Origin of the sequence: Staphylococcus casei (assembly GCF_030294405.1) — a bacterium.
GTDB lineage: Bacteria > Bacillota > Bacilli > Staphylococcales > Staphylococcaceae > Staphylococcus > Staphylococcus succinus.
On record NZ_CP125718.1, the window covers coordinates 566,456 to 585,646 of the forward strand.

A 19,191-nucleotide genomic window follows, 5' to 3' on the forward strand; every position below is an offset into this window, starting at 1 on the left:
ATTTTAAAAATAATTCGAGAAAGGAGTGTATAGTATGTCAGCTATGCGTATCATAACCTTTATTTTAAGTATATTTATCGTGGGTATGGTAGAAATGATGGTGGCCGGTATTATGAATTTAATGAGTAACGATCTTCATGTATCTGAAGCTATAGTGGGTCAGTTGGTGACATTATATGCCATCACTTTTGCAATTGCAGGTCCTATATTAGTTAAACTGACAAATCGTTTTTCACCAAGACCTGTTTTATTATCGGCACTTGCGATTTTTATTGTGGGTAACGTTATTATTGCAATAGCACCGAATTTTACAATTTTAGTGTTGGGCCGTATATTATCATCTGCAGCAGCAGCTTTAATCGTTGTAAAAATTCTTGCTTTAACAGCATTGTTAACTGCGCCTCAACATCGTGGAAAAATGATTGGTATCGTTTATTCTGGTTTTAGTGGTGCCAATGTCTTTGGTGTACCGATTGGGACAATTATTGGCGATCTTGTAGGATGGCGTTATACCTTTTTATTTATTGTCGCTGTCAGTCTTATTGTAGGCGTGTTGATGTTTATATATGTACCTAAACCAATGTTTCAAGAGACTACTGAAGCGAGTAATAATAGAGAAAACTCAAGTACAAAATCTAAAATTTTACGACCTACAGAAATTGTGAAATTCCTAGGTATCACATTCTTATTACTTGTAGCTAATTCAGTAACATTTATTTATATTAATCCATTAATATTATCTGGAGGTCATGATTTATCATTTGTATCAATAGCATTACTCATTAATGGTATCGCTGGTGTAATAGGAACTTCTATGGGTGGTTTCTTATCAGATAAATTAACAAGTAAGCGTTGGTTAACGATTGCCACAACTATTTTTATTATCATGCTATTGATATTGAATATATTCTTGCCAGGCACAGGTTTGCTATTAATGGTGATATTTATGTGGAACATTATGCAATGGAGCACTAATCCGGCTATCCAAAGTGGTATGATCGAGCATGTCGAAGGTGATACAAGCCAAGTAATGAGCTGGAATATGTCTAGTCTTAATGCCGGTATAGGTATTGGCGGTATAGTTGGAGGATTAGTCGTGTCGAACCTTAACGTACTTGCGACTACTTATTTCTCTGCTGCAATTGCTATTGTGGCGCTTATCTTGGTATTGAGTTTGAAAAATATTTCAAAATATAACCATGCATAAATAGAGTATGGACAAAAGTTGAACATTTAGAAGTTTTCTAAAAACATCAAACAACTGATCTGCCTGTTTAACTTAAAATAAAAGTTAAACTTTTGTGCTAGAGCATAGACAAACCAAACGCTAAAAGTAGCGTTTGGTTTTTTTATTCAGTTCTCAATTTGGCTAATCTCATTATAGTTTCAAAGTTTTTTAATGCTCATTGCTATTTTAAATTTTTAATCTTTAATCAGTGTAAAGCAGGAAATGAATCAAGATTTAATTGTTTCTTTAGATTGTTTAGGTGTATTAAAATTTATTGAATTAAGTTTTAAATTCAGTTTATGGTTAGAAAAGTGCGCAATCAATGCTGAAAGTGCAATATAGATGACAGTTCCAATAATATAAATTAATTTCAAATCAGAAATGAGCAAATAGGATTGGTAAATTAATACAATAACTGCTATAACAGCAATGATTAACAATATAGGATACGGTATTTTAAATGGAGATTGTTGATAAGCTTCAGGATATTTTTTAGGCAATTGTGTTACGGCAATCGCTGGAAATGCAAAGACTATAAGTGATATGCCTGTACCGAGTTGAGCAACAACATTTAAAGACATACCAAAAATAATAGGTAAAGCACCTATAATATAAAAAATGAATAATAACCAATGAGGTGTTCCAAAGCGTTTATTTACATTACCTAAAGCTTTAGGTAAGTAACCATCCTGTATGGCGATAAGTAAACTTTTGGTCACCCATGTAAATGTAGAGTTTAATGTGGTTGCCAAGGCAAACATTGCACCACCTACCATGAAGAAAATAAAAACGGGTGTAGGTAATACTTCTTTGGCAACGCTTGTTAATGGTCTCCCTGCAACTTCCGGTATAGGTAATACGCCGACAGCTATTGACGCAATAAATGCATACAGTAAACCTACAAAAATCGTCGCAACTATTATAACAATAGGTATATCACGTTTAGGGTTTTTCATTTCCCCACCAAGTTCAGCTACAACTTGAGCGCCACCTGTAGCAAAAGATACTAATCCTACCGCAGTAAAGAATCCTGTAAAACCATCAGGTAACATTGAAGACGGTGTGAATACACTAAAGTTAACATGAGGCATACCAAAAATGATGAAGCATGAAAGTGCAATGATTAAGGTAATAACCATTAAATTACCAACGATAGAGGCTGATTTTACACCTACAAGATTCACTATAAATAGAAGTGTCAATAACACAAATGCAGCTGTTCTAATTGGTATACTAGGGAACAAACCTTCAAGGTATTGAGCAAATGAAAGTGCGTAGAGAGATAATGTGATTTGTATGAAAATGAAAAGTAGTAACCAAAATACTCCAATTTTTGGAGATAATAAACGACTTGTATATTGATACATTCCACCTGTTGTAGGTAATGTTGAACCTAAAATTGCTATAGGAAACATTGTTAGTAACGTTATAATAGAGGATAAAATAAATGCTGGTGTGATGCCGCTACCAGTCATTTGAATTCCTATGCCAGTGAGTGACATAACCCCTGCCCCTATAATCTGTCCGATTGCAATCCCCATAACATCAGTTAAACCTAATACTTTTTTTAAATTTGTTGTTTGTTGCACTCAATCACCCCTGAAAATGTATGAAATAAAATAATTAAAAGTATCATAGCATAATATCTCATTAATTCATAGTAAACTAATCAGAATACTTTGTTTATTTTGAATTTACCTCATATACATAGATAAATAAAAGAGAATCATAGTAAAATGAGGGTAAATATAAATAAAATGAAAAGGTGGGATATTTAATGGCGAATCAACAACATCATGTAAAGGTAGATGCTTTTATAGAGCGGTTAAAGCAATGGCAAGAGGAGTTCAAAACACTGAGAACAATCATTCAGAAAACAGAATTAATCGAAGATTATAAGTGGATGCATCCATGCTATACTTTTGAAAATAAAAATGTTGTAATTGTCCAAGATTTTAAACATTACTGTGCTTTATTATTTGAAAAAGGAGCAATTATGGATGATCCTTATGAATCATTGATCCAACAAACCAAAAATGTACAAGCTGCTAGACAATTGAGATTTAAAAATTTAGAAGAAATAGAGCGACGCAAAGATGAAATTAAGTGGTATCTAGACGAAGCCATACGTATAGAACAATCTGGAAAACAAGTACCTATGAAACAAACAGAAGATTATGCTATGCCAGATGAGTTGCAAGCGAAACTCGAAACTATGCCTGAACTGAAAGAAGCATTTAATCAGTTAACGCCTGGAAGACAACGGCAGTACATGTTTTATATTGGACAGGCTAAAAGAGCGACTACACGAGAACAACGCGTAGAAAAGTATGTAACACATATTTTAGATGGAAAAGGCTTGAAGGATAAATAAACGTTAAACACTTGTTAATACAACGTGTATAGACGAGTGGTAAAAAAGATAAGTTGCAACGTGGTACTTTATCATATATAGTTTGCTCGAATAAATAAATTTCTAGATGACTAGGAAATTGAAAGGAAGGTGTACGTATGCCAAGAGTTTCTAAGCGAACACAATTACTTGAAGCAGCCGCCGCAATTGTCAATGAGCAAGGTAGTGAATACTTAACTTTGGATGCAGTTGCTAAGAAAGCTGGGGTTAGTAAAGGCGGATTACTGTATCATTTTAAAAATAAATTAACATTAGTACAAGGACTCGTTGATCATGCTGATGAATTGTATAGAAGTAATGTGGATCATCGTGTGCAAAAAGATCCACAAGAACAAGGTAAATGGGTACGGGCATTTATTGAAGCGACACGGGAACATCGTTCAGAAAATGCGTCTATAACTTCAGGGATGCTTGCAGCGCAAGGCATTAATAGTCAATTATTATTACCATTGCAAGACACTTATAAGACATGGCAAGACAGAATTGAGCATGACGGTCTTGATAAGGTTGATGCTACGATAATTAGGTTGGCGGTAGATGGTTTATGGTTATCGGAAATTTTTGGATTGGATGCACTTGATGAGTCTATGAGGGCACAAGTGTTAGACCGTCTAACAACTTATACAGATCATTCAAATAATTAAAAATATAAAAAGAATTATAAAAAATAAAATACATTATAAGGTGCAATAGTATAGGAATAATCAACAAGTTAAAGTTGATTATTCTTTTTTTTAAATTTTTAAGGACTTGAAACTAAACCGTCCAGTTGGTACACTAACCGATGTATTAAAAACTCTCTTGGAGGTTTATATCAATGAAAAAAGTTATGCTAACAGCAGCTTTAACAGGTGCTGGAGATACGGTTGAAAAAAATAAAAATGTACCTATCACGCCTCGAGAAATTGCTGATTCTGCAATTAAATGCGCAAAGGCTGGCGCTACTGTAGCACATATTCATGCGAGAGACCCAAAAACAGGGGGGATTAGTCATGATGTGGAGTTTTTTAGAGAAGCAGTAAGACTAATTAGAGAAGCAGATGAAGATATCATTATTAATATTACATCAGGTGGAGGCGGAGATTTTATTCCAAGCCTCGAAGATCCCTATAAAGCAGAAAAAGGATCCGATATGCAAACCCCTGATGAGCGACATGAACCAGTTGGTACGTTATTACCTGAAATGTGTACATTAGATTGTGGCAGCGTCAATATGGGCGATGCTATTTATTTGAGTCCTGCAGATTGGTTGAGGAAACAAGCTCAATTGGTCAAGGATGCAGGGGTTAAACCAGAACTAGAGTGCTTTGATAGTGGTCATATTTCTTTTGCAAAACAATTGATAAATGAAGGACTTATTGAAGGTACACCGCTATTCCAATTCTGTTTAGGTATTCCATGGGGCGCTGAAAATGATCCAGAAACCATCGAATATTTTAAAACACGTATACCTGAAAATGCAGAATGGTCAGCATTTGGTATTGGAAGAATGCAATTTCCAACTGTAGAACAAGCAGCGATGCGTGGGGGAAACGTAAGAGTAGGTCTCGAAGATAATTTATATCTATCACAAGGTGTTAAAGCAACTAATGAACAATTAGTTGAAAAAGCAGTACAAATACTAAAAAAAATGAATATTGAACCGATGACACCGGCAGAAGCACGTATAAAATACCAACTTAGAGATCCAAAAGGAGGAAGTATATGAAATTCGCTGTTGTAGGTACCGGAGTTATAGGTAGTGGCTGGATTACACGTATGCTAGCACATGGACATGATGTTATAGCAACAGATACGAGTGAAGGTGCATATGAAAGCATGTTGAAGCAGGTAAAACAGAACTGGCCGTATGCTGAACAATTAGGTCTAGCAGAAGGTGCATCTATAGGTAATTTAACGTTTACACCTTATCTAGAAGAGGCAGTTAAGGATGCAGATCATATTCAAGAAAATGTACCAGAAGTTGAATCAATTAAAGACAAAGTTTTAAGAGAGATCGATTTATATGCGCGTCCAGATGCTACTATAGGTTCAAGTACATCAGGAATCAAACCATCGGAATTGCAGAAGTATTTAAAATATCCTGAACGTTTAATTGTAGCGCATCCTTTTCATCCAGTTTATATTCTGCCACTTGTAGAGATTGTTCCAGGATCTTTAACAACTGAAACAACAACAGTTCGAGCTGAACATGTCTATGAAAGTATAGGTATGGATGTACTACATGTTAGACATGAAATAGAAGGTCATATTGCTGATCGATTGATGGAAGCATTATGGAGAGAAGCGCTACATATAGTTAATGAAGGTATCGCTACGACTGAAGAAGTAGACAAAGCATTTACGCATGGTGCAGGCTTGCGTTATGCACAATATGGGCCATTTATGACATTCCATCTTGCTGGTGGTGAAGGTGGTATGAGGCACATGCTCAAACAGTTTGGCCCTGCATTGAAAAAACCATGGACGAAATTAGTTGCACCTGAATTAACTCAAGATTTATATAATGAAGTTGTTAATGGATGTGAATCATCATCTCAAGGTAAAACGATGTCAGAATTAGACCAAAAACGTAATGAATTTTTAGTGAAAGTGAAAAAATTAGCTGAAACTTATTGGCCACAAGAAACGGCAACAATGAAGAAAAGTTCAAGTTATGTGGGTTATTAAATATGGACTATTTACAATTTCAATATCAAGCAATAGTAAAATCAGAGTGGGTAGATCATAACGGCCATATGAACGATGCTGAATATCATCGTGTGTTCAGTGATGCTACAGATGCATGGTTAGCTTATTTAGGACTAGATAAAGGTAATATACGAAAGATGCAATATACAATCTATACATTAGAGAATCATGTCATGTATTTAAAAGAAATTAAAGTGAAAGAAGCTATTAATGTACATGTATCTATTTATGATTATGATGCTAAACGTTTACATTTATTTATGGTATTAAGAGATGAAAACCAAGAACGCTGTGCTACGTATGAAGTAATGCTTATGGGTATTAATACAGCAATTAACAAGGCAGATGCTTTTCCGAGTGTACTTAAAGATAATATCGAGGATTATGCGAAAATAACTTTGATAAATGAAAAACCTAAAGAACTAGGCCATCCAATTGGTATCAATCATAAATAACATTTCTAATTATATATTAAATTATTAAATATTGAACGTTATTTAATAGGTTAATAAACAAACTTTATAGTTATAAATTGTTTGTTGTTATTAGTTAATGTATCTTAATATATATAGGGTAATAAAACACTAACTATATATATCCATATTATGCTTTGATTTTTTTAGAGAGACAGGAATAAAGTAGGGCTATTTGTGCTCATGTTTTTACTTATTTTAGGATTTGTATGACATCCACAGGTAGTCCTTACTTTTATAATGAATTGTTTACATAGAAAGGAATTGAGTCATGTTACATATTGAAAATTTAACTAAAGTCTACGGTGGTGGGAAGAAAGCTGTAGACAATATTTCATTAGATATTGAATCTGGTGAATTTATAGCATTTATAGGAACTAGTGGTAGCGGTAAAACGACTGCACTACGAATGATAAATAGAATGATTGAAGCTACAGAAGGACAAATATCAATCAATGGAGAAGATGTCCGAAAATTAAATCCAGTAGAGTTACGCAGAAAAATTGGTTACGTTATTCAACAAATAGGTTTAATGCCTCATATGACAATTAGAGAAAACATTGTATTAGTACCGAAATTATTAAAATGGTCACAAGAAAAGAAAGAAAAAAAAGCTAAAGAATTAATTAAACTTGTAGATTTACCTGAAGAATTTTTAGACCGCTATCCTTCTCAACTTTCAGGAGGACAGCAACAACGTATTGGTGTAGTGAGAGCCTTAGCCGCAGAACAAGATATTATTCTTATGGATGAACCTTTTGGTGCGCTAGATCCTATCACAAGAGATACTTTACAAGATTTGGTTAAAGCATTACAAAGAAAATTAGGTAAAACGTTTATCTTTGTAACACATGACATGGATGAAGCGATAAAACTTGCCGATAAAATATGTATTATGTCAGAAGGCAGTGTTGTTCAATTTGATACACCAGACAATATTTTACGACATCCTAAAAATGATTTTGTACGTGATTTTATAGGGCAAAATAGATTGATTCAAGATCGCCCCAATATGCGGACAGTTAAAGACGCAATGATTAAGCCGGTGACAGTGAATGCAGATTATACTTTAAACGAAGCGGTTAAAATTATGAGAGATCGCCGTGTAGATACCATTTTTGTAGTGGATAATAATAGTAAATTACTTGGTTATTTAGACATCGAAGATATCAATCAAGGTTTACGTGCCAACAAAGAACTTATAGATACCATGCAACGTGATATTTATCGAGTGAGAATAGATAGTAAGTTGCAAGATTCAGTGCGCACAATACTAAAACGAAATGTAAGGAACGTACCCGTTGTAGATAGCGATGAAGAAACGTTAATCGGGTTAGTAACAAGAGCAAACTTAGTAGATATTGTTTATGACAGTATTTGGGGAGAAATCGATGATAACGATAATATGAATGCAGATGGAATAGTAGAGCCCAAAAATGTGGGAGCTGATAAGTAATGAAGGATTTCTTAGAGCAATATGGCGGCCAATTGATATCTAAAACAATTGAACATTTTTATATCTCGATTATCGCTTTACTCATCGCTATCGTAGTTGCGGTGCCGTTAGGTATTTTGTTATCTAAAATGAAAAGAACTTCAAATATCGTACTTACACTTGCCGGCGTACTTCAAACAATTCCTACGTTAGCTGTCTTAGCTGTAATGATTCCGATATTTGGTGTTGGCAAGGTACCTGCAATTGTAGCGCTATTTATTTATGTATTACTCCCAATATTAAATAACACAGTATTAGGGGTGCGTAATATTGATAGTAATATTAAAGAAGCGGGCATGAGCATGGGGATGACACGCTTCCAATTAATGAAAGATGTAGAATTACCGTTAGCCTTACCGCTAATATTAGGTGGTATTCGTTTGTCGTCAGTTTATGTTATAAGCTGGGCAACGCTTGCCAGCTATGTCGGTGCTGGTGGGTTAGGAGACTTTGTATTCAATGGGTTGAATTTATATGATCCATTAATGATTGTAAGTGCAGCAGTATTAGTAACGGCATTAGCCTTAATTGTTGATGTGTTACTATCAATCGTAGAAAAATGGGCTGTGCCTAAAGGGCTAAAGGTATCTAGATAATCTAAGGAGGACATTATGAAGAATATAAAACAGTATTGCATCGTGCTTGTACTGTGTCTGACTGTATTATCTGGGTGTAGCCTACCCGGATTAGGTGGAAATGCTTCAGAAGATGAAGTTAAAATAACAGCAGTTGCAACAAGTGAATCTCAAATTATGTCTCATATGTTGAGATTACTTATAGAACATGACACACAAGGTAAAATGAAACCAACGTTAATTAATAATTTAGGTTCAAGTACCATTCAGCACAATGCCTTAGTAAATGGAGATGCAAATATGTCGGGTACACGTTACAATGGTACCGATTTAACAGGAGCATTAAAAGAAAAACCAATTAAGGATCCGAAAAAGGCAATGCAAGTAACACAAAAAGGCTTCCAAAATAAATTTGATCAGACGTTTTTTAACTCATATGGTTTTGCAAATACATATGCATTTATGGTTACTAAAGAAACTGCGAAAAAATATCATTTAAAAACAGTTTCAGATTTAAAAGCGTATAGCAAGGAATTGAAACTTGGCGTGGATAGTTCATGGTTAAATCGAGAAGGTGATGGTTATCCTGGATTTACAAAAGACTATGGCTTTGACTTTAATACAGTACGTCCGATGCAAATTGGATTGGTGTATGATGCGTTAAATTCTAAAAACTTAGATGTTGCAGTTGGTTACTCAACAGATGGGCGAATCGCTGCATATGATTTAAAAGTACTCAAAGATGATAGACGATTTTTCCCGCCATATGATGCTAGTGCAGTGGCAACTAATGCGTTATTAAAAAAACATCCAAGTTTAAAATCAACCATTAATAAATTACACAATCAAATTTCCACAAAAGAAATGCAAAAGCTCAACTATCAAGCGGATGGCGAAGGTCAAGAACCTGCTGTCGTTGCTGAAAAATTCTTGAAAGCACATAATTATTTCGAAAATAATAAGAAAGGTGGTCAAAACTAATGGAGGGTAACTTATTACAACAATTGGTCGAATATTATTCAATGAACTTTGGCTACCTATGGGAACTATTCATTAAACATTTACTCATGTCAATATATGGTGTGTTGTTTGCAGCAATTGTCGGCATACCCCTAGGAATTCTTATTGCTAGATACTCAAAATTATCCTGGATAATTATTACTATTGCTAATATTATACAAACAGTACCGGTCATTGCAATGCTAGCGATTTTAATGTTAGTTATGGGGTTAGGTCCTACCACAGTAGTGGTAACAGTGTTCTTATATGCATTACTCCCGATTATTAAAAATACTTTTACTGGTATTGTCGGCGTAGATGAAAATATCAAAGATGCTGGTAAAGGTATGGGGATGACACGCAATCAGGTACTGCGTATGATTGAATTACCATTATCTTTGTCTGTAATTTTAGGTGGTTTAAGAATTGCACTTGTTGTAGCTATCGGCGTTGTAGCTGTTGGTTCATTTATAGGTGCACCAACATTAGGCGATATTGTAATTCGAGGAACGAATGCTACTGATGGGACGACGTTTATTTTAGCAGGGGCAATACCAATCGCATTAATTGCAATTCTAATAGATGTTGGGTTAAGATTTTTAGAAAAACGATTAGATCCCACAACTAAATCTCAGAAAAAACAAAAGCATAAACCTCAAGGGATTAATCAATGATGAAAGTAGTGAAATGATATGGCAATGTTAACTATCAATTATAAGTCGAAAACGATAGGTATGAATCATCAATTTATAGCAATATTACCAGAAGATATAAGTTACTTTAATACTGATAAGGAACCTAAACAATTAAAAACCATGTTATTATTACATGGCTTATCAAGTGACGAAACATCATATATGCGCTATACAAGTATTGAACGTTATGCTAATGATCATCAAATTGCAGTGATTATGCCAAATGCTGACCATAGTGGTTATAGTAATATGGCATTTGGTCATAAATACTTTGACTATGTGTTGGAAGTGTTGGATTATGCACATCAAATTTTACCATTATCACATGCAAGAGAAGATAATTTTATTGCAGGACACTCAATGGGTGGATATGGAACGATAAAATATGCTTTAACTCAAGGCCATCGTTTTGCTAAAGCTTGCCCACTGTCATCTGTATTTAATGCACAAGCATTCATGGATATTGATTGGCATGATTTTTCAGGGCAAGCTATTGCAGATGTTGATAAAACAACGAAGGGGACAGAACTAGATCCTTATTATTTAGTCGATGAAGCTATAAATAAAGATAAAAGCATCCCTGAGTTACTTATTATGTGTGGTACAGAAGATATGCTCTATGAAGATAATAAACAATTTATCAATTATTTAGATAGTAAAGGGATAACATATCAATTTGAAGATGGACCTGGTAACCATGATTATGCTTATTGGGATCAAGCTATTCAACGTGCAATTGAGTGGTTTGTAGCGTAATTAACGCTAACTGAATAGATATAATAAAAAGCCTCATGCCATTGGTACACAACAATATACCGATAAAGCATGAGGCTTTTTATTATATTATGATACGAAATAACTTTAGGCTATATAGTTAAAGTGCTGATACAAATCATTGCCTATATATCAAGGTAGTGATTTGTATCATATAATTACAATAATAAAGTTGCGAGTATAGGGGCAACAACTACGACAATCACACCTACGATGACTAATGAAATGGATGCCATTGATGCTTCGGTTTCACCGAATTCTTGCGCAGATGATACACCAAGGGAATGTCCACTGGTACCGAGTGCAAGACCACGCGCAATAGGATTGGTAATATTAAATAATTTGATTAACTTTGTGCCGAGAGCGTAAATAATTACGCCGTTTAATATAACAGCTAATGAAGTTAATTCTTTAATGCCACCGATGTCTGCTGAAACAGGTAGTGCGATAGCAGTTGTCGCACCTTGAGGTAACATAGATGCAATAATACCATTAGAAAATTGAAATGCTTCTGCTATTAAATAAATGCAAATTAACGCTGCTGTTGTACCAAGTGTAATACCTCCAAGTACTTGTTTCCAATATTTTTTTAAAACATCACGTCTTTTATATAATGGAATAGCAAAACAAATTGTTGCTGGTTCCAAGAAGAAATTAATGATGTCTCCACCAATTTTATAATTTGCATAATCGATTCCAGTTAATTTTAGAAATGCAATACCTACGACCATAGATACAAATAATGGTGTGAATAGGAAGAATCCTTTTGTTTTTTTGAATAAAAAAGTCGCAATAATAAAAGGTATTAATGATAGTAAAATACCAAAATAGGGTGTGTTAATCGCTAAATGTTCAATCATATTTTATCCTCCGCAAGTCCTTTGTGTGTTTTTTTTCTGGGAATAAAGGATTTAGTAATAAGCATTTGAGAAAAGAATCCTGTACATAATAGCAACAATAGTGTTGAAATAATGATTAATAAAATAATGAGTATTGGACTCGTACTTAAAACACCAAGTGAATTAATGACTGATATACCTGCAGGTACGAATAAGAACCCAATATTATTTGTTAAAGTTGTTCCGACTTTTTCGACTTCACCTAGTTTAATAATTCCTGTACAAAGTGCTATGAACAGTAGCACTAACCCTATTACTGAAGCGGGCATTGGAATTGGCATAAAGCTTTCAATAATATTTGAGATAAACAATATGACTGCTATTACTAGTGCTTGGTGGAAAAAATGATATGTTTTTGATTGTTGTTTATTTTCTGTATCTTGTAAGTTTTTAGCTTCCATAATAAATTCCCTCCCGTAGTGATCTTGGGTCAATTATAAAATGAAAGCGATTACTTATGTGTGGTTTTAAAGTGACTTACTAGACGTTATCGCTGAAATGCATAAATTAGAATGTGAAAATCAAGATAATCCCATATCTTGTTTGAATGGTTTCATATAAGAGCGACTGACTTGAAATTTTAATTGATTAGTCATAGTGAGTTGATACGTATAATTAAACCAATGCTCAATCGTTAGAATATGTACTTTGTTAATAAGCGTTGCACGATGTATACGCATAAATTGGTGGTTAGAAATACGCTTTTCATACTGACTAAGTGGTTCATTTGTTTCAAAATCTTCCGTTTTAGTGTGTATCGTGGTTATACCATTATTTACAGAAATTGCAATAATATCTTCAAGATTAATAATGTGAATACGTTCGTTAACTTCAATGGGTAATACAGCTTGAGGGGATTCAATACTGTCAGTGTGTGTCTGTGCGTTATGCGATAGCTCGATATTATTATTTTTAACAGCGTGTGTTTCTAGAGCAATCTCTACTTTATGAATGGCTTGTGTAATACGCTGTAATTCAAATGGCTTTAATATATAGTCAATGGCGTCTAATTCAAAAGCTTTAACTGCAAATGTATCGTGTGCTGTTGCAAAAATAATATAAGGCGAATGCTTCATTTTTTTTATTTTTTTAGCGAGATCTAATCCACTCTCATCCATCAAATTTATATCTAAAAAGATCACATCGTAATCCTCATACAAAAGTAATTCTAAGGTTTCAGCTACATTTTCAGCTTCATCTATAGCTTCGAATGTGCGTATTTTATTCAATAAATAGCGGAGTTCATTACGCGCTAACGGTTCGTCATCGACAATGATAGTTTTCAATTGTTATCCTCCTCAGAAGTATAATATGGAATAGTATAACTCACATTTGTGCCCAGTTGGTTAGAATCAATTTTGAGTTTTGCAGTTAAACCAAATAAGCCATCTAATCTGCGGTTTAAATTTTCTAAAGCGCTGCCTGTACCAGAGTCTGAATATACACTTGTTTTACCAAGTATATTCAGTTTGTCTTTTGGAATACCTAATCCGTTATCAGAAACAGATATTTGTATGCCATTTTCATTTTTAATCGCTTTAACGAGTATTTTATTATCGTGTTTACGATTTTTAAAAGCATGCTTGATGGCATTTTCTACCAGTATTTGAATTGCAAACGGTGGTACGAGTGCATCATAGCAAGACGATTCTATTTCGAAATCAACATCAAAACGATTTGGATAGCGTGCTTGTTCTAATGATAGGTAAGAACTGACTTGTTGTAGTTCTTTTTCTAAAGAGATTGTATTATTACGGGCGCCTTGGAGGTTAGACCGGAAAAATTGACTTAATTGTAAAAGTAATTCTCGTGCTTTTTCACTATCAATTCTGACTAAAGCAGAAATTGTATTGATCGCATTAAAAAAGAAATGAGGATTAACTTGTGCTTGCAGGGACTTTATTTCTGCATCACGAATTAAGGCACTTTGTGTTTCGGCTTTACCGAGTTCGAGTTGACTTGAAAATATATCAGCAAGTCCAGTAGCAAGTTGTTTATCTGAAAAAGTGACATCATTTTTGTCAGTGAAATACAATTTTAAAGTTCCAGCAACTTCATTTTTTACATGTAAAGGGACGACGATGGCAGCTTGTAATGGGCAACCTGGATGATTACAACCAATTTCTTCGCTGGAATAAGCTTCTTTAAGCGTACCACTTTGAATTGCTTTTTTTGATAGGTTAGTAATGATTTGTTTTTGAGCAACATGATGATCACTAGCTACACCTACGTGAGTTAGTATATCTTTACGGTTTGTAATAGCGACAGCTGAAACTTGCATAAGGTTTAGAATGATTTCAGCAGCTTGTTTAGCTGATTGTTCATTTAAACCAGACCGGAAGTAGGGGAGTGTTTGATTTGCTAATTGTAAAACATCATGTGTTTGTATCGCTCGTGTTTCTTCTTCTTTTTTAATGGTTGATAAGATAATAGATAAAAAGATTGCAGTACCAATTGAGTTAATTGAAATCATTGGAAGTGCAATTAATTTTACTAAATTCCAAGCATGCTCAGTATTGTTTGAAAATATGAGTATACAAAGCATTTGGATGACTTCGGTAGTACCTCCAATGAGTGCACCTTTGAAAATTGTAGGATAGCGACGTTCACGCATAGCTTTATGGCCAAAGTATCCAGATACGAGGGCAATAATAATAGAAGAAATTAAATAGATATAAGCATCGGCACCCCCGATATATACACGATAGAGACCAGAAATAATAGCTACGGCTAATGCTACAATCGGTCCGCCAATTAAACCAGAAACCCCAATTGTTAACACACGTGTATTTGCTAATGAAGCATCAGGGTTTAAATGATTGTATACGGCCCCATTAATCACTTGATCACCTTGAATTTGAATACCAGTGAAATTTGAAAGCATAGAAAAGCAGCCAAAAATGATGATAAGTTGCCATTGCGCATGGCGTTTATCTCTTTCATTCATCATTGTTTTGAAATGGTTGATATTCATGAGGATATAGGCGATTAAAATAATCAGTCCTACTCGCTCAAGTAATAAAATAAATAAATTTAACATGATAGACACCTTTTTAAATAGATTGTTTATATTATTATACAGCAGACTTCTTTTTTTAAATAGTTTATTAATGATAATCATTAATGACGATAATATGACCTTAATGATTGCAGTTATGCTTTATAGAAACAATTAAGTGAAGACTAATACTAATTGAAAAAAATAACAAAGTGATATAGCATAAATTACAAGTTATATTTAAAATTACAATGAATCGATTGGTTATAAAAGGATCCTGTATTATAATTTAGATAACGCTTACATCAAGGGGGTCGTTGAGTGACAAAAACATTATGGCAATCATACGAAGATAGAGCAGCTTTATTAAATCGTTTAGTAAAGCACCAAACAGTTACTAATACAGAAGGTGAGTTAACATTTCCTAGTTTTATAAAGCAACTATTATTACAACTTACATATTTTCAAACACATAAGTCTCATATACAAATGGTTCAAACGGAAGATGATAAAGAGGCGGTAGTCGCATTTTATAAGGCACATACTTCAACTAAAACGATTACTTTAATCAGTCATTATGACACGGTAAGTGTGGAGGATTATGGCTATTTTTCTGCTGAAGCATTTGATACGGATGCATTAACAGCTTTATTCAAACAAAATGATAGTTATTTAAATGAACAAGCTAGTAAAGATTTGAATGATGACACGTATCTATTTGGCCGAGGCACAATGGATATGAAAGCCGGATTAATGTTACATCTATCGTTAATTGAACGTGCTAGCCTCGAGGCATGGGATGTTAACTTAATACTAGTTACAGTGCCTGATGAAGAGGTCAATTCTTCGGGGATGAGAAAAGCGATAGAAACAATTGCCGAATTAAAAGCGCGTTATCAATTGGACTTCCAGTTACATTTAAATAGTGAACCGACGTTTCAACAAGCAGGTTCAGATGAAAAGCATTATACATATTCAGGCTCTATAGGAAAAATCATGCCTGGTGTATTATGTTATGGAAAAGAAACACATGTAGGTAATCCACTTGAAGGGCTAAGCTCCAACTTTATGATGAGTTATATTACTCAAGCTATAGAATATAATATCGCGTTTAAAGAGTATTTTGAAGATGAAGCGACGCCTGTTCCCGTTTCACTAGTAACGCGAGATAAAAAGGCGACATATGATGTACAAACGCCTTTTCGAACAATAGGGTTCTTTAATATGTTTTTATTTAAAAAAATACCAGATGAATTATTTAGACAATTTATTGATAATGTGATTCGGGCTGTAGAACGTTGTGAAAGTGACTGGTTAACGATTTTAGAAGAAGAGAACATACAATTCGATACAAAAATTAATGTCCTAACGTACAATCAATTAAAACAATATGCGATTAAACAGTATGGGGAACAGTATGTAAAGCAACAAATTGACAAAGCGATACAACACACGCAAGCATTACATATGCAAAGTGTTAATGTAGTTGATGCTTTAATGCAATTATGTAGAGATATTGCACCAGCCGTTGTAACATTTTTTGCTACACCGTATTATCCTGCAGTAAATGCTTCTTATGACGCGCGGATTGAGGATACTATTGCAATTGTGCATCAAACTTTACGAAACCAATTTAATCGTGAGAGTCAACGTATCCATTACTTTAATGGTATCAGTGATTCAAGTTATTTGAAATTTGATGGGAACATAGAACAAATGGCAACCTATAGTCAAAATGCACCAAATTTTAATCAAACCTACACAATACCTTTTGAATCAATGCAAAAGATAAGCGCACCCACATTATTATGCGGGCCAATTGGTAAAGACGCACATAAAGTGAGTGAACGTTTGCATAAACAAAGTGCTTTTGAAGAACTACCTATAGTTTTAGAGCAGATTATAAAAAGTTTTATAGATGAAACTTAGTTAAATCGTGAACAGCTATTAATAATATATTACAGTTTGTGAAAATATATATTATTGTGCATGGATTTTAATCTAAAGGGTATTACGATATATTAGTGAATATAAAATGCATGGCAATGTCCACAACAAAGAAAATGGAGTGGTTGCAATATGTTAAAGGCGTATAAGGAATTTTGGAAAAGATACATAGATTTTCAAGGTAAATCGAATCGATTAGAATTTTGGACGCCAGTATTAATTCATATTATTGGTCTGTTCATTATCGCCGTGATTGGTATTTTTAGTTTTATAGCAGGGTCATTTATTATAGGAGTGATCTTGTCTGCTTTGGTAGGAATGTTTGTTATAGCTATATTAGTACCTATGTTTGCTGTGACTTTACGTCGCTTCTATGATGCCGGTAGAAAAAGAATATCTGCCATTATATTAATTGTTACATCCATACTAGTAGATATTGGTTTTGATATCAGTCAAATTAATGGTATTGCGATTACATTAAATATTATTTCAGTGATTTGTACCCTGATACTCATAGTAATAGCGTTGTTACCTTCACGTCATGTGTCTGATGAACAATTAAAATGGTTATAAATATGGTTACATACATTAATACTGTAATCTTTCAAAGGTTAGTATCTAAATAATGGCCGCTACTAAATGTTAGTAAATGTGGAAGTATTCGTTGATAGGAATGAATACTTCCATTTTCATATTTAAGGAGGATGAAATTAATATGAATATATTAGTTGCAGGATTCGATCCATTTGGTGATGAACAGATGAATCCGGCTAGGGAAATCTTAAAATTATTGCCGAAAGAAATTAATGGGAGTGTTATAGATAAACTAGAGATACCTACTGTATTTCATAAAAGTAAAACAGTCATTGAAGTGAAATTGCAGCAAAAAGAATATGATATTGTATTAGTAGTTGGTCAAGCAGGTGGTAGATTTGAAATCACACCTGAGCGCATAGCTATAAATATTGACGATGCACGTATACCAGATAATGAAGGAAATCAACCAATTGATGAAGTGATACAAATTACCGGAGCACAAGCATATTTTTCAAATTTACCAGTAAAAAGTATGACAGCAGCGATTAAAGCACAAGGTATACCTGCACGTTTATCCAATACAGCTGGTACTTTTGTATGTAATCACATTTTATATCAGCTAGGCTTCTTACAAGATACCCAATATCCTAAGATGAAATTTGGTTTTATCCATGTCCCGTTTATCCCTGAACAGGTTGTGGACAAAGCGAATCAACCGTCCATGTCATTAGAAATGATGGTAAGAGGATTAAAAGCAGCGATAGCAACGATAGTAGATACAGATAAAGATATAAAGAAGCCTTTAGGTGAAATTCAATAATATTTTAGCTTTGTACCTGAGTCAATAAACAAGTCGAATCTATAACAAAACGCACGTCGTATGAAATCACGGCGTGCGTCTCTTAATAATCATGCTCTATACGTACATAATTCATACGTACTTCATTATATAATTTCCCGAAGTAAACAGGTTCCTTTTGATTTGTTTGTTTAAATCCAACTTGTTCATAGAATTGGATTGCATTTTCATTTTCTTCTACAACCCAAAGTGTAACATTATCTGGATAAGATAATTCAAGTGCACGCTGTGTTAACGCAAAACCAATCATATGGTGTTGATATTCTTCTAATAGATATAAAGCATAAATTTCACTCCAATTATCAGATGCAGTATAGTTATGCGTCTTACCATAAGAAATAAATCCAACAACTTCATTGTCTACGACAGCGACTAGGGTAGGCACATCATGTAAGGAGGATTTTTTTATAAACTGTTCTTTATCAAGATTTTCTAAGTAATCATTGACAGAAATATGATTATAAGTCTCTAACCAACTTTCATAATGGACAATGGCTTTACTATGTTTATCTTTTTCTGTCAGCTCTCTAATTGTGAATTCCATAAACAGCCCCCTTACATACTAAATTGATTTTATTATAGCATCAATAATTTTGGAAAAACAATTT

Annotated in this window: 20 protein-coding genes; 14 read left to right on the top strand and 6 right to left on the bottom strand. The window is 33.9% G+C overall.

What is annotated here, in order from left to right; all coding sequences use genetic code 11:
- Nucleotides 1–34: 34 nt before the first annotated feature.
- A complete protein-coding gene (locus tag QMO72_RS02460) occupies nt 35–1,207 on the top strand; it encodes an MFS transporter (RefSeq protein WP_069822969.1) in 1,173 nt (390 codons plus the stop codon).
- A gap of 248 nt (nt 1,208–1,455) precedes the next feature.
- On the opposite strand, the gene QMO72_RS02465 is transcribed toward QMO72_RS02460, so the two are convergent.
- Entirely contained in the window at nt 1,456–2,817 is a 1,362-nt protein-coding gene (locus QMO72_RS02465) for an APC family permease (RefSeq protein WP_103267024.1), read from the bottom strand.
- Between the two features lie 188 nt (nt 2,818–3,005).
- On the opposite strand from QMO72_RS02465, the gene QMO72_RS02470 reads away from it, so the two are divergent.
- The 10 genes from QMO72_RS02470 (at nt 3,006) to QMO72_RS02515 (ending at nt 11,325) form a co-directional block, all read left to right on the top strand.
- Complete coding sequence (locus QMO72_RS02470) at nt 3,006–3,602, top strand: YdeI/OmpD-associated family protein (RefSeq protein WP_069822967.1); 597 nt, start codon at nt 3,006–3,008, stop codon at nt 3,600–3,602.
- Between the two features lie 137 nt (nt 3,603–3,739).
- Nucleotides 3,740–4,285: a TetR/AcrR family transcriptional regulator gene (locus QMO72_RS02475; RefSeq protein ID WP_069822966.1), complete on the top strand. Its 546-nt coding sequence runs from the start codon at nt 3,740–3,742 to the stop codon at nt 4,283–4,285.
- Nucleotides 4,286–4,458: 173 nt separating this feature from the next.
- Nucleotides 4,459–5,349, top strand: coding sequence for a beta-keto acid cleavage family enzyme (locus QMO72_RS02480; protein ID WP_103267023.1), 891 nt, complete (start codon nt 4,459–4,461; stop codon nt 5,347–5,349).
- Nucleotides 5,346–6,311, top strand: coding sequence for a 3-hydroxyacyl-CoA dehydrogenase NAD-binding domain-containing protein (locus tag QMO72_RS02485; protein ID WP_103267022.1), 966 nt, complete (start codon nt 5,346–5,348; stop codon nt 6,309–6,311). Before QMO72_RS02480 ends, QMO72_RS02485 begins: the two co-directional genes overlap by 4 nt.
- A 2-nt stretch (nt 6,312–6,313) precedes the next feature.
- Nucleotides 6,314–6,787 (top strand): thioesterase family protein, encoded by a 474-nt coding sequence (locus QMO72_RS02490; RefSeq protein WP_103267021.1) that lies wholly within the window; start codon nt 6,314–6,316, stop codon nt 6,785–6,787.
- A 289-nt stretch (nt 6,788–7,076) separates the two neighbouring features.
- The gene (locus QMO72_RS02495; RefSeq protein WP_103267020.1) at nt 7,077–8,261 is read left to right on the top strand and encodes a betaine/proline/choline family ABC transporter ATP-binding protein; all 1,185 of its coding nucleotides are present in this window, start codon (nt 7,077–7,079) and stop codon (nt 8,259–8,261) included.
- Nucleotides 8,261–8,896, top strand: a complete 636-nt coding sequence (locus QMO72_RS02500) for an ABC transporter permease (protein ID WP_103267019.1) — start codon at nt 8,261–8,263, stop codon at nt 8,894–8,896. Before QMO72_RS02495 ends, QMO72_RS02500 begins: the two co-directional genes overlap by 1 nt.
- 15 nt (nt 8,897–8,911) lie before the next feature.
- Nucleotides 8,912–9,856, top strand: coding sequence for an osmoprotectant ABC transporter substrate-binding protein (locus QMO72_RS02505; RefSeq protein ID WP_103267018.1), 945 nt, complete (start codon nt 8,912–8,914; stop codon nt 9,854–9,856).
- Nucleotides 9,856–10,548, top strand: coding sequence for an ABC transporter permease (locus QMO72_RS02510; protein WP_103267017.1), 693 nt, complete (start codon nt 9,856–9,858; stop codon nt 10,546–10,548). The genes QMO72_RS02505 and QMO72_RS02510 overlap by 1 nt, the downstream gene beginning before the upstream one ends.
- An 18-nt stretch (nt 10,549–10,566) precedes the next feature.
- A complete protein-coding gene (locus QMO72_RS02515) occupies nt 10,567–11,325 on the top strand; it encodes an alpha/beta hydrolase (RefSeq protein ID WP_103267016.1) in 759 nt (252 codons plus the stop codon).
- A 176-nt stretch (nt 11,326–11,501) separates the two neighbouring features.
- On the opposite strand, the gene lrgB is transcribed toward QMO72_RS02515, so the two are convergent.
- The 4 genes from lrgB to QMO72_RS02535 all read right to left on the bottom strand — a co-directional run bounded on the left by lrgB (nt 11,502) and on the right by QMO72_RS02535 (nt 15,282).
- A complete protein-coding gene (gene lrgB, locus QMO72_RS02520; RefSeq protein WP_103267015.1) occupies nt 11,502–12,203 on the bottom strand; it encodes an antiholin-like protein LrgB in 702 nt (233 codons plus the stop codon).
- Nucleotides 12,200–12,643, bottom strand: a complete 444-nt coding sequence (gene lrgA / locus QMO72_RS02525; RefSeq protein WP_103267014.1) for an antiholin-like murein hydrolase modulator LrgA — start codon at nt 12,641–12,643, stop codon at nt 12,200–12,202. The genes lrgB and lrgA overlap by 4 nt, the downstream gene beginning before the upstream one ends.
- Nucleotides 12,644–12,763: 120 nt before the next feature.
- Nucleotides 12,764–13,528, bottom strand: a complete 765-nt coding sequence (locus QMO72_RS02530; protein WP_103267013.1) for a response regulator transcription factor LytR — start codon at nt 13,526–13,528, stop codon at nt 12,764–12,766.
- Nucleotides 13,525–15,282 (bottom strand): sensor histidine kinase, encoded by a 1,758-nt coding sequence (locus QMO72_RS02535; RefSeq protein ID WP_103267012.1) that lies wholly within the window; start codon nt 15,280–15,282, stop codon nt 13,525–13,527. Before QMO72_RS02535 ends, QMO72_RS02530 begins: the two co-directional genes overlap by 4 nt.
- A gap of 279 nt (nt 15,283–15,561) precedes the next feature.
- On the opposite strand from QMO72_RS02535, the gene QMO72_RS02540 reads away from it, so the two are divergent.
- The 3 genes from QMO72_RS02540 (at nt 15,562) to pcp (ending at nt 18,544) form a co-directional block, all read left to right on the top strand.
- Nucleotides 15,562–17,169 carry a M20/M25/M40 family metallo-hydrolase gene (locus tag QMO72_RS02540; RefSeq protein WP_103267011.1) on the top strand — a complete coding sequence of 536 codons (1,608 nt, stop codon included), beginning with the start codon at nt 15,562–15,564 and terminating at the stop codon, nt 17,167–17,169.
- Nucleotides 17,170–17,319: 150 nt separating this feature from the next.
- Nucleotides 17,320–17,760: a DUF805 domain-containing protein gene (locus QMO72_RS02545; protein ID WP_103267010.1), complete on the top strand. Its 441-nt coding sequence runs from the start codon at nt 17,320–17,322 to the stop codon at nt 17,758–17,760.
- 142 nt (nt 17,761–17,902) lie between these two features.
- Entirely contained in the window at nt 17,903–18,544 is a 642-nt protein-coding gene (gene pcp, locus QMO72_RS02550; protein WP_103267009.1) for a pyroglutamyl-peptidase I, read from the top strand.
- An 82-nt stretch (nt 18,545–18,626) separates the two neighbouring features.
- Here the strand turns inward: pcp and QMO72_RS02555 are convergent, their stop codons facing one another.
- Nucleotides 18,627–19,127 carry a GNAT family N-acetyltransferase gene (locus QMO72_RS02555; RefSeq protein ID WP_069822952.1) on the bottom strand — a complete coding sequence of 167 codons (501 nt, stop codon included), beginning with the start codon at nt 19,125–19,127 and terminating at the stop codon, nt 18,627–18,629.
- Nucleotides 19,128–19,191 lie beyond the last annotated feature (64 nt).

Coding starts and splice junctions, on each gene's coding strand:
- QMO72_RS02460 (WP_069822969.1), top strand. CDS start 35: ATGTCAGCTATGCGTATCATAACCTTTATTTTAAGTATATTTATCGTG.
- QMO72_RS02470 (WP_069822967.1), top strand. CDS start 3,006: ATGGCGAATCAACAACATCATGTAAAGGTAGATGCTTTTATAGAGCGG.
- QMO72_RS02475 (WP_069822966.1), top strand. CDS start 3,740: ATGCCAAGAGTTTCTAAGCGAACACAATTACTTGAAGCAGCCGCCGCA.
- QMO72_RS02480 (WP_103267023.1), top strand. CDS start 4,459: ATGAAAAAAGTTATGCTAACAGCAGCTTTAACAGGTGCTGGAGATACG.
- QMO72_RS02485 (WP_103267022.1), top strand. CDS start 5,346: ATGAAATTCGCTGTTGTAGGTACCGGAGTTATAGGTAGTGGCTGGATT.
- QMO72_RS02490 (WP_103267021.1), top strand. CDS start 6,314: ATGGACTATTTACAATTTCAATATCAAGCAATAGTAAAATCAGAGTGG.
- QMO72_RS02495 (WP_103267020.1), top strand. CDS start 7,077: ATGTTACATATTGAAAATTTAACTAAAGTCTACGGTGGTGGGAAGAAA.
- QMO72_RS02500 (WP_103267019.1), top strand. CDS start 8,261: ATGAAGGATTTCTTAGAGCAATATGGCGGCCAATTGATATCTAAAACA.
- QMO72_RS02505 (WP_103267018.1), top strand. CDS start 8,912: ATGAAGAATATAAAACAGTATTGCATCGTGCTTGTACTGTGTCTGACT.
- QMO72_RS02510 (WP_103267017.1), top strand. CDS start 9,856: ATGGAGGGTAACTTATTACAACAATTGGTCGAATATTATTCAATGAAC.
- QMO72_RS02515 (WP_103267016.1), top strand. CDS start 10,567: ATGGCAATGTTAACTATCAATTATAAGTCGAAAACGATAGGTATGAAT.
- lrgB (WP_103267015.1), bottom strand. CDS start 12,203: ATGATTGAACATTTAGCGATTAACACACCCTATTTTGGTATTTTACTA.
- lrgA (WP_103267014.1), bottom strand. CDS start 12,643: ATGGAAGCTAAAAACTTACAAGATACAGAAAATAAACAACAATCAAAA.
- QMO72_RS02535 (WP_103267012.1), bottom strand. CDS start 15,282: ATGTTAAATTTATTTATTTTATTACTTGAGCGAGTAGGACTGATTATT.
- QMO72_RS02545 (WP_103267010.1), top strand. CDS start 17,320: ATGTTAAAGGCGTATAAGGAATTTTGGAAAAGATACATAGATTTTCAA.
- pcp (WP_103267009.1), top strand. CDS start 17,903: ATGAATATATTAGTTGCAGGATTCGATCCATTTGGTGATGAACAGATG.
- QMO72_RS02555 (WP_069822952.1), bottom strand. CDS start 19,127: ATGGAATTCACAATTAGAGAGCTGACAGAAAAAGATAAACATAGTAAA.